The sequence below is a fragment of the Pirellulales bacterium genome (assembly GCA_035546535.1).
Classification (GTDB): domain Bacteria; phylum Planctomycetota; class Planctomycetia; order Pirellulales; family JACPPG01; genus JACPPG01.
The window spans coordinates 16,456-30,848 of sequence record DASZWQ010000128.1; the positions used below are offsets into that span (position 1 = coordinate 16,456).

At 63.4% G+C, this 14,393-nt stretch carries 11 protein-coding genes; 5 read left to right on the forward strand and 6 right to left on the reverse strand.

Annotation, left to right across the window (positions count from 1 at the left end; translation table 11 throughout):
* Positions 1-270: 270 nt before the first annotated feature.
* The 3 genes from VHD36_15660 to VHD36_15670 all read right to left on the reverse strand — a co-directional run bounded on the left by VHD36_15660 (position 271) and on the right by VHD36_15670 (position 4,470).
* Positions 271-1,149 (reverse strand): AAA family ATPase, encoded by an 879-nt coding sequence (locus VHD36_15660; protein HVU88758.1) that lies wholly within the window; start codon positions 1,147-1,149, stop codon positions 271-273.
* A gap of 37 nt (positions 1,150-1,186) precedes the next feature.
* Positions 1,187-2,329 carry a flagellar biosynthesis protein FlhF gene (gene flhF, locus VHD36_15665; protein HVU88759.1) on the reverse strand — a complete coding sequence of 381 codons (1,143 nt, stop codon included), beginning with the start codon at positions 2,327-2,329 and terminating at the stop codon, positions 1,187-1,189.
* Positions 2,330-2,394: 65 nt separating this feature from the next.
* Positions 2,395-4,470 carry a flagellar biosynthesis protein FlhA gene (locus VHD36_15670; GenBank protein ID HVU88760.1) on the reverse strand — a complete coding sequence of 692 codons (2,076 nt, stop codon included), beginning with the start codon at positions 4,468-4,470 and terminating at the stop codon, positions 2,395-2,397.
* A gap of 356 nt (positions 4,471-4,826) precedes the next feature.
* Between VHD36_15670 and VHD36_15675 the strand changes: the two genes are divergently transcribed.
* From VHD36_15675 to VHD36_15690, 4 genes are all read left to right on the forward strand, one after another.
* Positions 4,827-5,999, forward strand: a complete 1,173-nt coding sequence (locus tag VHD36_15675) for a sulfotransferase (GenBank protein HVU88761.1) — start codon at positions 4,827-4,829, stop codon at positions 5,997-5,999.
* Between the two features lie 68 nt (positions 6,000-6,067).
* The gene (locus tag VHD36_15680) at positions 6,068-6,466 is read left to right on the forward strand and encodes a helix-hairpin-helix domain-containing protein (GenBank protein HVU88762.1); all 399 of its coding nucleotides are present in this window, start codon (positions 6,068-6,070) and stop codon (positions 6,464-6,466) included.
* Between the two features lie 157 nt (positions 6,467-6,623).
* The gene (locus VHD36_15685; protein ID HVU88763.1) at positions 6,624-8,117 is read left to right on the forward strand and encodes an APC family permease; all 1,494 of its coding nucleotides are present in this window, start codon (positions 6,624-6,626) and stop codon (positions 8,115-8,117) included.
* Positions 8,118-8,431: 314 nt separating this feature from the next.
* Positions 8,432-9,064 (forward strand): response regulator transcription factor, encoded by a 633-nt coding sequence (locus VHD36_15690; GenBank protein HVU88764.1) that lies wholly within the window; start codon positions 8,432-8,434, stop codon positions 9,062-9,064.
* Positions 9,065-9,301: 237 nt separating this feature from the next.
* Here the strand turns inward: VHD36_15690 and VHD36_15695 are convergent, their stop codons facing one another.
* Together VHD36_15695 and galE are read right to left on the reverse strand one after the other, a co-directional pair.
* Positions 9,302-10,687 carry an MFS transporter gene (locus tag VHD36_15695; protein HVU88765.1) on the reverse strand — a complete coding sequence of 462 codons (1,386 nt, stop codon included), beginning with the start codon at positions 10,685-10,687 and terminating at the stop codon, positions 9,302-9,304.
* A 165-nt stretch (positions 10,688-10,852) separates the two neighbouring features.
* Positions 10,853-11,839, reverse strand: coding sequence for a UDP-glucose 4-epimerase GalE (galE, locus tag VHD36_15700; GenBank protein ID HVU88766.1), 987 nt, complete (start codon positions 11,837-11,839; stop codon positions 10,853-10,855).
* 445 nt (positions 11,840-12,284) lie between these two features.
* Here galE and xerD point away from each other — a divergent pair, with 445 nt between their 5' ends.
* Entirely contained in the window at positions 12,285-13,226 is a 942-nt protein-coding gene (gene xerD / locus VHD36_15705; protein ID HVU88767.1) for a site-specific tyrosine recombinase XerD, read from the forward strand.
* A 124-nt stretch (positions 13,227-13,350) separates the two neighbouring features.
* Here xerD and VHD36_15710 read toward each other — a convergent pair whose 3' ends face one another.
* Positions 13,351-14,376 carry a tetratricopeptide repeat protein gene (locus VHD36_15710; GenBank protein HVU88768.1) on the reverse strand — a complete coding sequence of 342 codons (1,026 nt, stop codon included), beginning with the start codon at positions 14,374-14,376 and terminating at the stop codon, positions 13,351-13,353.
* Positions 14,377-14,393 lie beyond the last annotated feature (17 nt).

The following is a 14,393-nucleotide window of genomic DNA, read 5'->3' on the forward strand; positions in this document are numbered from 1 at the left end:
GAGACAATCGCTTCCGTGCGATTTGTGTCCCGCCTGCTTGGGGTAAGCGTTTGAACTCGGACGGCGATCGGTGGAAATTGTCCGCCACTCGGGCGAAAGCGTTCCCGCGATCGCGCCGTTAGAGTTCCAGCAGCCTTTCCAGATTGACTAAGCGGAATAAAGCGAAACTCGGTCCTGATATCGGCAGTTCGGTTCGTGTGAGTTGAATGAATTCGCATCGGTGTATTGCTTTCTCGCGCTGAGCCAGCTCTGGCCGCAGCGAGTGACGTCTCATCGTGCGGACATCGCCGCTGCGGTCTGCAACTCTCGCGTGCCCTCCGCCGGTGCGAACGATCGAGCCGCGGACGTGAGCGCGCGGCCGGCGATACGTGATAGCTCGTCGGCGGCCGCCGAGCGGGGTGCCTGCACCACAAAGGGTTGCGCCGCCGCCGTATCCCGGATGGCAGCGTCGAAGGGGATCGATCCCAACACGCGTGTTTCGACGCCCAGGAAACGCCGGCACGCACGTTGCAAGCGTGTATGCGCGTCTTGGGCCGCGTGCAAATCGGCCGCTTGATTGATGATCGTGGCGACCCGCAGGACGCGTTTTTCGGTGGCATGCGCCTTGACCGTGGCATAAGCATCCATGACCGCCACGCTGTCGGCCGAAGTCACGAGCAAAACCTCGTCGACGGCACGCCAGAAGGTCCGTGAAACCGGGTTGATGCTCGCGCCGACGTCCAACAGCACGACGTCGGTGTGCTGGCCCAGGCCGCGCAAACCGTCCAGTAACGATTCCTGATTCCGCGAAGTCCATTCGACCGAAGCCTGCGCGCGCCAGCGACCGGGCAGGACTTGCAGCCCGGACGGACCGCGCTGAATGGCTTCGTGCAGAGAGCGCAGGCCGGACAAGACGTCGGCGATCGTCGGGCAATCGGACAGTCCGCACTGCGCCGCGACGTCGGCCCGCTCGGCGTCGGCGTCGACCAACAGGACGCGCCGGCCGTCCTGGGCCAGGGCAACTCCCAAATTCACCGCCAGCGTCGTGGCGCCGACGCCCCCCTTGCCCCCTGCCACGGCCAGCATGACGGGCGCAGCGTGCGCGCTCGCATGACTGCGGCGCGCTCCCTCGTGCATGAGTGTTCGCAGGCGAAAGGCTTGATCAGACATGGTTTCGATCCACGCAGAACCGGTAAACGATGTACTTTTAAGAACGGGCAGCGACATTCAGCACGACCTGCGCGACGCGACGCGGCTGAGCCGTTTCGATGTCGTCCGGTACGTTCTGTCCGTTGGTCAGATAACTCAAGGGCAACCGCGCGCTGCGCAAGGCCGGCAGTAAGTGCCCCAGTCCGCTGGCCTCGTCCAGCTTGGTCAGAATCAGGGAGGTGGTGCCGGCGGCGGCAAAGCGATCGGCGGTGTTGATCAGGTTCGCGCCGCTGGCGGCACTGGACAGAACCAGGTGGACTTCATCGGCCCGCGCTTCGGACAACAGCGCCCGCAGCTCGCGAATCTTGACTTCGTCGCGCGGGCTGCGGCCTGCCGTGTCGAGCAGCACCAGGTCGAGATGTGCCATGCGATCCACGGCCTCGCGCATCTCACGGGGCGTGCTCACTACTTGCATCGGCAGGTCGATGATGTCGGCGTAGGTGCGCAGCTGCTCGACCGCCGCGATCCTGTACGTGTCGACCGTGATCAGGCCGACGTTCCATTTTTCGCGCAACCGGAAATTGGCGGCCAGTTTGGCGATGGTCGTCGTCTTGCCGACGCCGGTCGGCCCGACCAAGGCCACCACGCGGCAGCGACCCGGGGCGAGCGCAATCGGCGGCTGCACCGCGATTTCGCGTTCGATGATTTGCACGACGCGCGTCCGCAGCGCGGCGGCATCGCCCAGCTCGTGCGGCAGCGCTTCACTCCGTACGCGCTCCATCAGGTCGCGCGCCACGTCCTCAGGCATTTCACAATCGATCAGCTCGGCATACAGGCCAAAGAGCGATTCGGGCAGCTCCGGCGTCGAGGGGCCGCGGCTGCGCCGGCACAGGTCTTCGACCATCGCCTGCAATTCGTTGATCTTGCGCGCCAGGTCTCCCGTCGGAGCGGCATTAGGCTCGGCGTGGTTGTGCGGCGCGGGCGCGTCGTCGCTTGTATCCGCTGGCGCGGGATACCGGTGCGGCACGACGACGTCGTTCGACGCCGTGACCTCGATCCTTCGCACGCCCGGCAGCCATCGCAGCAGCCGGCCCAGCGGCGCTTCCCGCGTATGCAGCACGGCGGCGCCGGGCCCTAGATCGCTGCGGACGAGCCGCAATGCTTCCTGCATCGAACTGGCACGATAAGTCCTGATTTCCATGCTCATTCCTTGACCTGCCACGAACTCGTTTTTTCTTGAAGAATGGCTCGGCTATCCATGTCTCGTTATGCCGCTGCGCCCACCACGCTATCGGCAACGACCGCGACGCATTCGACGCGCGTGTCGGACGTGATCTCCTGGAAACTCAACACGACGAGCTTCGGTAATCGGGCCGCCGTAACCTGCTTGACCACGGCGCGGATACCGGCGCTCACGAGGAGTATTGGCGTTCGGTGTTCGCTCTTGAGAATGTCCGCTTGCTCGGCAATCTGCTGGCAGAGTTGCTCGACGACTTGCGGCGGCAGTTTTACGGCCAGCCCGGCTTCGCCCTGCTCGCTGGCGGCGCGAATGCGCTCTTCCCACGTGGCATCCAGCGTCAGTACGTGCAGACACTGCTCGCGGTCGCGATAGCGGGTCGAGATCGCGCGAGCGAGCCGCTGCCGGGCATGCTCGGCCAGCACGAGCGGATCCCGGTCCTGCGGTGCATGATCGCCGAGCGCTTCGAGGATCAGGCCCAACTGTCGGATCGGCACGCTTTCGCGCAACAGCAGTCGCAATACTTGCTGCACTTCCGCCAGCTTCATGACGTCCGGCACCAGTTCGTCGACAACGGCGGGCGAACTTGCCCGTAATTCATCGAGCAAATGGCGGGTCGCATCGCGGGTGAGCAGCTCTTCGGCGTGCTCGCGCACGACTTCGGCCAGATGCGTGGCGATAGCGTGTGTCGGCTCGTGTACTTCGTAGCCGTGCGATTCCGCTTCGCGGCGCTCGCTGGTCGGAATCCAAATGCCGGGACGATCGAAGGCGGCTACGTGCGACGCGTCGGCGATCGGCTCGACGACGGCCGAAGTTTCGATTGCCGCCAACAGCCCGGGACGGACGAATCCTTCGGCCACGGCGATGTCGGCAATCTTGATGCGGTATTCGTTCTGTTCCAAACGGGTGTTGTCGCGAATGCGGACTTTTGGCAGCACGATGCCGATTTCCGCGGCGATGCGCTGGCGAATTTGTTGCACGCGCGCGAGCAGGTCGCCGCCGCGCTTGGTGTCGGCCAGGCGGATCAAGCCGATGCCGATTTCGATCTCCAAGGGATCGATGGCCAGGTACTGCTCGACGCGTGGCTCGGTTTTCTTGGCTTCCGTGGCTTGCTGCGCCAGAGCGGCCTCGGCTTCGCGATGACGGCGTGACAAGACGACCGACAGCGCGGCGGCCCCGCCCGCGATGGCCAAGAGCGGCACCAGCGGCAAGCTCGTGAACGTCAACAGGGCCAGAAAGCCGGCGGTAACCAACAGCACTTCGGGGCGCGAGAACAGTTGCCGCACGAATTGCGCCGGCAGATCGGTCTCTTCGCTGGAGCGCGTCACCAACAGCGCCGCGGCCAAGGAAATCAAAAGGGCGGGCACCTGCGTAACCAGGCCGTCGCCGATCGTCAGCCGCGTGAAGATCGACGCGGCATTGGCCAGGTTCATGCCCGATTCGACCACGCCGACGAACAAACCGCCCACGATGTTGACCAGAATGATAACGATGCCGGCGATCGCGTCGCCGCGAACGAACTTGCTGGCACCATCCATGGCGCCGAAGAAATCGGCCTGGCGCGTGACGTCCGCGCGGCGCCGCTGGGCTTGCTTTTGGTCGATCACGCCCGCGTTCAGATCGGCATCGATGGCCATCTGTCTTCCGGGCATGCCGTCGAGGGCAAAGCGGGCGGCCACTTCGCTGATGCGCGCGGCTCCCTTGGTGATGACGACGAACTGGATGACGATGATGATCAAGAAGATGATCAGCCCGACCACCAGGCGGTCGCCGGCCACGAACTCGCCGAAGGTGCGCACGACGCCGCCGGCGGCATCCAGGCCGTCGACGTCGGCGCGCGTCAGAATCAGGCGCGTGGTGGCGATGTTCAAAACCAGCCGGCCGAGGGTGGTGGCCAAGAGGAGCGAAGGAAAGACGCTGAACTCCAGCGGCGATCGCACGTAGACCGTCGTAAGCAACAGGACGACGGCGACCGCGATATTGGCCGACAGCAGCAAATCCATCAGTGCCGCTGGCATGGGAACGAGGATCACCAGCAAGCTGGCCATCAGGCCAGCCGGCAAGACCAGCGTCGTGAGGCGCGCAAGCACACGATCGGTGCCCACGCCTGGAGGTGATCCAGGTGACACGGATTTGTCCCGCGGTCGCAGGGATAGAAAGAAACGCAAAAACGGTAGAAGTGAGGGGGGGACATTAGACAAAAGCCCGGGGAGTGTCCAGGGCGATTTAACAATCGCCGGCAAGCGTGAAGGAGCGCGCGTGACGCATGCCTTGGAATTCGCAACTATCTGCCTCCAAGAAGGTTACCGCCCCACGATGGCCGGCACGGTCCTTGCTGGTTCTCGCTCTGGAACGTTACGATAGGGCCCGTGCCGTCCGTGTTCTTGGACACATCGACTTGCTAGGGGCCGGTCGCCCCCCAGCCCGGACGGCGATCCAGCGTGCTCGTCAGCGATATCTCATGACGCAATCCCCTGCCAGCGATCCCCAGCCGCCTAAGAAGCCCGCCAAAGCGCGCGACTGGATGCCGATGTTCTGGGACGGGATGAACTTTCCGGCTTGGACCCGGCTGCTCATCAAGAACCGCTTTCGCCTGGGCTGGCAGTGGTGGTACATGCTGCCGATGGTCACCGCATTCAGCCTGTTTCACTCGGCTTACCGCGCGTGGCAGTGGATCCTGGTGAATTGGTGGATCAAGGAGAAGTTCGAGTACCAGCCATTGTTCATCCTGGGGCATTGGCGCTCGGGCACGACGCTCTTGCACGAGCTGTTGGTGCTCGACAAGCGGCACACGTACCCGACGACCTATGAGTGCTTCGCGCCGAATCACTTCGTGATCACCGAATCGCTGGGGACCAAGCTGCTGGCATACATGGTGCCCACGCGACGGCCCATGGATAACATGGCCGCCGGCTGGCAGCGTCCGCAGGAAGACGAATTCGCGCTGTGCAACCTGGGCTTACCATCTCCGTACCTGACGATCGCCTTTCCCAACGAGCCGCCGCAGGATCAGGAGTATTGGACGCTCGAGCACGTCCCCCGCGCCGACGTCGAGCGCTGGAAGCGCGTCTTTCGCCGCTTCTTGCAGTACATCAACGTGCGCACCAAGACGCCGCAGCGCATCGTCTTGAAATCGCCGCCACATACCGGCCGGGTGAAGGTGCTGCTGGAGATGTTCCCGGACGCGAAGTTCGTTCACATCGTGCGCGATCCGTTCGTGATCTTTCCCTCGACCGTGCACCTGTGGAAAACGCTCTATTCGACCCAAGGAATGCAGAAGGCGCGCTTCGAAGGATTGGAAGAATACGTGCTGGCGAATCTCACGCGCATGTACGAACGGTTCGAGATCGATCGCGAATTGATTCCCCAGGGCAATTTCTGCGAGCTGCGCTACGAGACGCTGGTGGCCGATCCGGTGGCCGGCATCAAGGAAGTCTACGAAAAGCTGGGCCTGGGAGGGTTCGACCAGGTGCTGCCGGCCTTGCAGGACTACGTAGCCTCGACCAAGGGTTACGAAACGAACAAGTACCGCGACCTGGCTCCGGAGCTGCGCGAAGCTATTTCTCAGCGGTGGCGTGGTTATATTGAAAAATATGGTTACGCGCGCGACATCGCCGCCGGCGCGCCGCGATAGCTGCCCAGCGCCGAGCAAGCTCGGCGGCTAAATGTGTGTGAGAATCGCCACGGTTGAATCGCCTGCCTATGTCGCCTCGCGCCAAACCTCCGGAGCCGCGTTGGCTGTTGCGCCGCGCTGATCAGGCCGTCGTAGCCGGGCTGGTGGCCGTGGCGCTCGTGGCGATGGGTCTGTGGTGGGCCGGCCAGGGAGGGCTGAGGGGCCGGCTGGTCGAGTTCGAACGGCTCCCGGCGCGCACGGCACAGTTCCAGGTCGATATAAATTCCGCGGCCTGGCCCGAGCTCTCGCAGTTGCCCGGCATCGGCGAGGCGTTGGCGCGGCGGATCGTCGAATCGCGCGAGCAGGAAGGCCCTTTCGCCGATCACCAGGAGCTGCGCCGCGTGCGCGGCATCGGCCCGCGCACCTTGGAGCGCATTACGCCGTTTCTGCGTCCGATGCCGGAGACGGCCAACGTCGCTGGGCCGTAACGCATCGGGATACTGCGGGCGCTTGGCACGACCTGACAGGGTTGCGACCGCGACGAGGGGGCGTTACTGTCAAAGACTCGCGCATGCGCCCCGCGAATTCGACGTTGGTTCGATCCCTCCCTTTGATCGTCGACAGGCATCGGCGCCGAATCACTTCATGGATCACTTGCCGACCAGTGCCGACGCGCCCCATGACGAGCTGATTCGCGATTTTGGTCTGGCCAAGGCCACGGCCTTGAACATGTCGAACATGATCGGCATCGGGCCGTTCATCACGATGAATCTCATCCTGGGGGCGATGGGAGGCCCGCAGGCCATTCTCGGTTGGATCGTCGGCGTCCTTCTGGCCATCTGCGACGGCATGGTATGGAGCGAGCTGTCGGCGGCCATGCCTGGCTCCGGCGGTAGCTACTTGTATCTCCGCGAGTGCTTCGGCCGCGAGCGGTGGGGTCGCTTCATGGCCTTCATGTTCATCTGGCAGTTCCTGCTCAGCGGGCCGTTGGAAATCGCCAGTGGCGCCATCGGCCTGAGCAAGTACGCCGCCTATCCGCTGGTCCACTTCGGCTGGGTCGAAGGGGCTCGTCCGAATGACGATGCGCTCGGCAGCGACGAAGAGTCGGCCGCCGCGATCGAGGCCGGCGTGCCCGAGGCCTGGAGCAGCAAAGCCATCGCCGAACGGGCGATCGCCTTCGGCGTCTCGGCAGTGGCGGTCATGCTCCTCTATCGCCGCATCACCGCCATCGGGCGCCTGACGCTGTTTCTATGGCTCGCCATGCTCGGCACCGTGCTGTTCATGATCGTCAGCGGCTTGATGCACTTCGACAAGAACCTGATCGTTCCGTTTCCCGAAAATGCCTTTCACGTGGACGGCAAGTTCCTGTTCGGACTGGGGACGGCGATGGGAATCGCCATGTACGACTACCTGGGGTATTACGACGTTTGCTACATCGGCGACGAGGTGCAGCATCCGGAAAAGAACATTCCACGATCGATCATGATCTCGGTCGTGGCCGTGGCCGTGATCTACATGACGATGAACATCAGCTTCATCGGCGTTATTCCCTGGCAGGAAGTAGGCGACACCGTCGCGACGACGTTCGTCGAGAAACTCTATGGACCAGGCGCCGCCTGCCTGATCACGCTGTTCGTCGCGCTCACGGCCTTCGCGTCGATCTTCGCCATGTTCCTGGGCTACTCGCGGATTCCGTACGCTGCCGCGCGCGACGGAACGTTCTTTTCCTACTTCGATCACTTACACCCGAAGCAGAAATTCCCGGATCGATCGCTGCTGGTGGTGGGAGTCATCACCATGCTCGCCAGCCTGTGGACGCTCGAAGACGTGATCAACGCCATCCTTGCCTGCCGTATCCTCGTGCAGTTCGTCGGACAGAATGCGGGACTGATGCACTATCGACGGACGCATTCCCAGCGCGCGATGCCCTTTCGCATGTGGCTCTATCCCTTGCCGTGCTGGATCGCCTTCGCCGGCTGGATGTTTATCTTTGGATCGAAGCTCGTCGGGCAGATCGCGAATCCCTGGTACAAGCAGGAAGCGCTCCTCGGTTTGCTCGTGATCGCGGCCGGTGCTGGGATCTTCCTGGTGTGGAGCGCGCGGGCACGTCAGTGGCCGTTCACACGAAGCCAGACGTGAAATGACCCGCGGGTCACGTCCGCCGGTGTGTCGAGGGGGGACAAAGTTACCAGGGCAACCATCCTTTGCACCCACGTAAATGCCTACCGCTTCTCTGTTTATTTCAATGTCCCGCGGCCGGAGCCGACCGCAATCCGAGGGGGGTCAAAAGGGGGGGCTGCGGATGCTATACTTGTCGAGAGGTCAGCTTGCGACGGATCGCCATCGCCCGCGGAGGGGGATCAATCTCCCAGACGGTAGGTGGAGCCAGTGGTTCGGGGTGGCTTGGCTGATTGGTTTTTGACCACTGACTCACCCGCGGGAATCTGGTTCACATGTCCATCCGACTGTTGATTGCCGACGACCATCTTGTCGTCCGCACCGGGTTGAAAAGCCTGGTAGCCACTACCGACATCGAAATCGTGGGGGAAGCATCCACCGGCGGTGAATGCGTCCGTCTCGTCCAAGAACTAAACCCGGACGTCGTGCTCTTGGACATCCGCATGCCGGACGGCGACGGGCTGAACGCGTTGAGCCGTCTGAAGCTCGATCGGCCGCAAATGCCGGTGCTGGTCTTTTCGACCTATGACAATCCGACATATGTCGCCCGTGCCGTGGCACTGGGCGCCAATGGCTACGTGTCGAAGGGAGCGACCAAGGACGAGCTACTGCTGGCCATTCATACCGTGGCCCGCGGCGAAAACGCCTGGACGCGCGATGAGCTGCGTCGCGTGACCGGCGCCCTGGCCACGCCGCGCTTGGCATCGGATATCGACGTGCCGCTGACGCAGCGCGAAAGCGAAGTGCTGCGGCAGCTCAGCTACGGACTGACGAACAAGGAAATCGCGCAATCGCTGCAGATCAGCTACGAGACGGTGAAGGAGCACGTGCAGCACATCCTGCGCAAGCTTGGCGTCTCGGACCGTACGCAAGCCGCCGTGTGGGCGGTGCGCAAGGGGCTGGTCTAGGCAAGGCGGTTTCTTCGGTCGCGTCACGTTCTGAAGCCGGGGTCCGCGACGTCGGGTGCAATCGATCGGGGGTGGCGCGGACAACTTGCTTGTCCGTGCTGCGAAGTTAGCGAAAACCTTGTCGTGGTTTACGCTGAAGCGCCTGCGGCGCCCTGACAACGAGTTGTCAGGGCCACCCACGCGGTAGCAACAGGCCAGGCACAGGCTTGCAAACTGCGGCGACGTGGTGATTCGCCGCTAAGCGCCTGTGCGCTGAAGCTCTCGCTCGGCCGCGTCTTCTTCTGCCGCTTCGCGCATCCACTTCTGCAAACGTTCGGCGTCGGCGGCCACGGTGCGCGTGCCGAGGAAGAGGACGACCGCTAGTACGAGGTTCACCAGCGGCATCACGTACATTGCCTGATGAATGCCCTGGCCGGCAAATGGGGCAAGAGCATCGAAAATCTCGACCTTCGTCTTGCCGGCCAGCGAGACGCCGGCATCGAGCGCCGCTTGCGTCGTGAAATGTTGGCTGAGCTTGCCGAAGCCCACCGGGCCTAGCGCCCCGCCGAGAGCGTACATGGCGCAGAAATAGAGGGCCATGGCCGTTCCGCGCAGCGACGGTTCGATGACGTCCTGCACCGTCGAATAGACGGTTGAATAATACGTGTACATCAGCCCGCAGCCAAAACCGAACAGGACACTGAAGAGCAGCACCTGGCCGGTGGGCTGCTCGAGCGCGAAGTAGATCAAAGGCACGCTCAGCCCAAGCGCGGTCGCGGCCACGAGCAATCGACCGTTGATGCGGGTCTTGTACAGGCGGTCGCCGAGCCAGCCGCCAAGAAACAATCCTGGCACACCGACCAGTCCGTAGACGACCGTTGCCACATTTCCGGCGCTAGCTTTATCCAATTCGTGGTAACGGACGAGAAACGATTTGAGGAATCCGCCAATGGCGTACATGTTGAAATTGTGCAGGGCGCCGGAGGCGATGATCCAGCACATGGTCGGGATGCTAAGCACGAGCCAGTAGGGCGAACCTTCGCGGCGGCGCGTGCTGACGGCGTGCTCTTCGGCTTGTCCGCGCACCGGCTCCGTGATCATGAGCGCGGCCGCGGCGCACAGCAAGCCCGGGATGAAAGCGACGAAGAAGGCCGATTGCCAGCCGTAATTGGCGGCCATGTATCCACTGACGGCAAAACTGGCGGCGTTCCCCAGCGGCAGGCCGAGCATAAAAAAGCCCATGGCTTTGGCGCGGCGGTTGGCCGGGAACAGGTCGCCAATCAGCGAAGAAGAGGCCGGCGCGCACGTTGCCTCGCCGACGCCCACGGCGAGGCGCAGCACGACCATTTGCCAGAAATTTCGCGCCAGTCCGCAAGCCGCGGTCAACAGGCTCCAGAAGAACACGCCGACCGTCAGAATGCGCGAGCGGTTGCCACGATCGGCAATGCGGCCCAGCGGGATACCGATCGCCGCGTAAAGCAGGATGAATGCGGTGCCGAGATTGCCGAGATCGGTGTCGCTGATTTTCCAAGCATCACGAATGTCCTCGCCGACGGCTCCGATGATGAGCCGGTCGAAGAAGTTCATCATGTTGATGGCGAACAGGACGCAAAGCGCGAAGATGGGCCCGGTGCGTGGTTTCATGTGCGCGGCCCCCCGGCCGTGGCGATCAAAAAGAGAACTCGGCTGGCAAAACGCCGCCGCGATCGCGTGCCCGAATCACCCTGAACGCGTCCGCTGCTGCGAGCAGCGCATTTTGTGGCGGCGCAGGGGGGCCGTCAAGAAAAAAATGGCGCCCGGTGTCCTTGGCTACGGAGCAGCGAATCCCTGCGGATGCGTGCTGTGCCAGCGCCAGGCGGTCTCGACGATTTGTTCCAGCTCCGGATAGCGCGGCTGCCAGTCGAGCACGCTCCGCGCTCGCGAGGCATCGGCCACGAGTTCCGCCGGATCGCCCGGCCGGCGCGGCGCCAGGCGCACGGGAATCTCGCGCCCGCTGACGCGGCGGCAGACGTCGACAACTTGCCGCACGCTGTGCCCGCGGCCGGTTCCCAGGTTCAGAAGCAGCTTCTGACCGGGGCTGAGTCGTTCGATGGCTTTCAAATGCGCCGCGCCAAGATCGTCGACGTGGATGTAATCGCGAATGCAGGTTCCATCGGGCGTGGGATAATCGTCGCCAAAAATCGTGATCGCCTCGCGCTGCCCGAGCGCCACGCTCAGCACCAGCGGAATGAGGCGCGACTTCGAACGATCGACTTCTCCCAGGTCGCCGTCGGGGCTGGCGCCGGCCGCGTTGAAGTAACGGAGCGCCGCGAAGCCGAAATCGTAAGCGTGCGCGTAGTCCAACAGCGCCTGCTCGATCACCAGCTTGCTGAATCCATAGGGATTGATGGGGCGTTGCGGCGTGTCCTCGGTGATGGGCACGCGATCCGGCACGCCATAGGTGGCCGTCGTGCTGGAAAAGACGATGCGTTTGACGTCCGCGGCCCGCATCGCTTCCAGCAAGGCCAGGCTGGCGACGACATTGTTCTGATAGTATTTGTGGGGCTCGGCCACGGATTCGCCCACCAGGGCAAAGGCCGCGAAATGCATCACGGCTTCGATCTGCTTGTCGCGCAAAACGGCGGTGAGCTTCGCCTGGTCGGCGACTTCGCCTTCGATGATCCGCCCCGGCAGAGCAGCCTGGCGATGGCCGCGCGAGAGATTGTCGTAACACCACACGTCGTGCCCAGCCCGCGCCAGCAGACGCGACGCATGGCTGCCGATATAGCCTGCTCCGCCGGTTACTAGTATCCTCACGCGGCCGATCCTCCGATGGACAGGTCCAGGGGCCGAGCGCAAGGCGGTGTGCCGGCGCCCCCTCTGACCTTACTTCTGTCAGGCAAAGCGTAGCATCTGCGCCGATTATGCCAAATGGCAATGGTGTGGTTGGGAAGGCGTATAGGCCGTGACTGAGCCGTGTTTCAGTCCGCACGGTGGCAATCCCGAAAGCAAAGGCAAGGGGCTCGTCCAGGGTGGCCATTAGCCCGAAACACCAGCGAGGGATGAAACACTGCTCGCGGCTCAACCGTCGCTCGCGCTTCGGGCTGGTGGAGGTGAGTGGGTGCCGTGGCCCAAGCTGGTGGCCATGCAAAGGGATTGTGATCAATTGACGGTGCTGCTTCGCATGCTCGCGCAAGCGTGAGCACTGGCACTCGGCACCCAGCGTTCCGGTTTCTGGTGCACGCAGTGCACCCTACACAGCATGGCTCCTTCCAAACGAAAACTGTTGCGGGCCGCGGCCAAGGGTGTGCCGGCTTCCGAACATCCGTGGGTCGAAGCTTTCGCCGGCTATTTGCAGAGCGAATGTCACCTGGCGGCCAACTCCGTGGCCGCTTATCGCCGCGACCTGCGACGATTCTACGACTGGCTGGGCAAGCGCAACGTGGCCAGGCTGTCGATCCAGGAGCTGGCCGAATACGCCGGCTGGTTGCACGACCAGCAATTGGCCCCCGCATCGCTCGCGCGGCATCTGGTCTCGCTCAAGCTTTTTTTCCGGTATCTGCAATTGGAAGGAGCCCTGACCGAGAACCTGGCCGAGTTGCTCGGCAGTCAAAAGCTGTGGCAGCGCGTGCCCGAGGTGCTGTCGCCGACGATCGTCGAGAAGATGTTAGAGGGCCCGGTGGCCGGACAGCCGTGCTGGCGGCGCGATCGCGCCATGCTCGAGTTGCTGTACGCGAGCGGATGCCGGGCCTCGGAGCTGTCGGGCATGCAGCTGCGCGACATGCACCTCGACGAAGGGCATTGCTTGTGCCACGGCAAGGGAGACAAGCAGCGCCTGGTGCCGCTGGGGCGGCGGGCCATCGACGCGGTGCGGCAATATCTCGAACACGAGCGGCCGACGCTCGCGGCGTTTTCCATCCTGCCGCCGCCGTGGCTCTTATTGTCGCGGCGCGGCCAGCAATTGCGCCGTGAGCGCATCTGGGAACTGGTCAAACGATACGCCGTCGCGGCAGGCGCGCCGGAATCGGTCAGCCCACACACATTGCGGCACACGTTCGCCACGCACTTGCTGTCGGGCGGGGCCGATCTGCGCCAGGTGCAAGAGATGCTCGGACACGCCAGCATCGCCACGACGCAGATCTACACGCACGTGGATCCCACGCGGCTGAAGGCGGTCCACAAGCAATTTCATCCGCGCGGATAGCGCGTTAGCACTTAGTCGCGCCCCGTGCACAACCGAAGAAGCGCCGAGCGAGCTCGGCGGTTAAGTACGAGGAACGAATCGTTTTCATTAGCCGCCGGGCTTGCCCGGCGTTTGCGCGGCGGCGCTACTGCTTGGCCCACACGGTGCTCGCGTAACGATCTTTGAGCAGTTGCGTGGCTTGCAAAGCGCGCTCCGGCTTGCCCAGCTCGTTCCACAGCCGGGCCAGGTTGGAGAGCGCCTCGGCATGGGCTTCGCGGTTGCTGGGATATAACAGATCGACGTGCAGATACGCCAACAAGGCGTCTTTCGTAGCCCCTTCTTTTTGCCGGTAGCAATTGCCCAACGTGAGATACGCGCGGGCGTTGAGTTCGTTGTCTTCCGGATCGGCGTTATCGATCACCGCTTGCACGGCGGCGATGGCCGGGTCGGGTTGACCGGTGGCGGCCAGGCACGTGGCCTTGCCCAGCTGCGCGGCGAGCTTCAGACTTGCGGCCGGCCCTTTCTCATCGCCGGTCAGCTTCAGCACCGCATCGAAGGTGGCGAGCGCCTCGGGATATTTCTTTTGCGCCACGAGAATGCGCCCCTTGGCGACGCCGCCGCGCATTTTGTATTCGGGCCAGGGAGCACGCTCGACGGTCGCGTATTGTTCGAAGGCCAGTTCCGGACGCCCGATCGCCGCGAACAAATCGCCCAGCGTCTCGGCGGCGACCAGGAAGTGATAGTTGGTCGGATTCTCTTTGACGAACTGGCGCATTTCGCTGCCGGCCTTGGGAATATCGCCCGAGCCTGCCAGCGCCAGGCGGGCGTGGCAGAAGGCGCGGTAAAACTGCAGATCGTGTTTGATCTCGGGGCGATTGACCTTGGCGGGGTCGATCTTGTCGAGCGACTTGAGCGCGCCTTCGTAGTTGCCGTTCGAGGATTCGCTGCGCGCGAGCTTGAGTTCCGGCGGTTCGCCGTCGTAACTGATCGAGTCGATCTCGTTGACCGGAATCTGCTTCTTCTGGCCTGCCGCCATATCGAGCGCAACTTCCGTGGACGTCATCAAGCTGATCGACCCTTTGGCCGTTCCGCTGGGACGCATGCGCACGGTGTCATCGCCCGCCCGCGCTTGCGCGCCAACGACGAGCAACAGGAAAACAGCGACGAGCATTCGAGGCGAGGTACGGG

Coding starts and splice junctions, on each gene's coding strand:
- VHD36_15690 (HVU88764.1), top strand. CDS start 8,432: ATGTCCATCCGACTGTTGATTGCCGACGACCATCTTGTCGTCCGCACC.
- VHD36_15685 (HVU88763.1), top strand. CDS start 6,624: ATGGATCACTTGCCGACCAGTGCCGACGCGCCCCATGACGAGCTGATT.
- VHD36_15695 (HVU88765.1), bottom strand. CDS start 10,687: ATGAAACCACGCACCGGGCCCATCTTCGCGCTTTGCGTCCTGTTCGCC.
- VHD36_15660 (HVU88758.1), bottom strand. CDS start 1,149: ATGTCTGATCAAGCCTTTCGCCTGCGAACACTCATGCACGAGGGAGCG.
- VHD36_15675 (HVU88761.1), top strand. CDS start 4,827: ATGACGCAATCCCCTGCCAGCGATCCCCAGCCGCCTAAGAAGCCCGCC.
- flhF (HVU88759.1), bottom strand. CDS start 2,329: ATGGAAATCAGGACTTATCGTGCCAGTTCGATGCAGGAAGCATTGCGG.
- VHD36_15680 (HVU88762.1), top strand. CDS start 6,068: ATGTCGCCTCGCGCCAAACCTCCGGAGCCGCGTTGGCTGTTGCGCCGC.
- xerD (HVU88767.1), top strand. CDS start 12,285: ATGGCTCCTTCCAAACGAAAACTGTTGCGGGCCGCGGCCAAGGGTGTG.
- VHD36_15710 (HVU88768.1), bottom strand. CDS start 14,376: ATGCTCGTCGCTGTTTTCCTGTTGCTCGTCGTTGGCGCGCAAGCGCGG.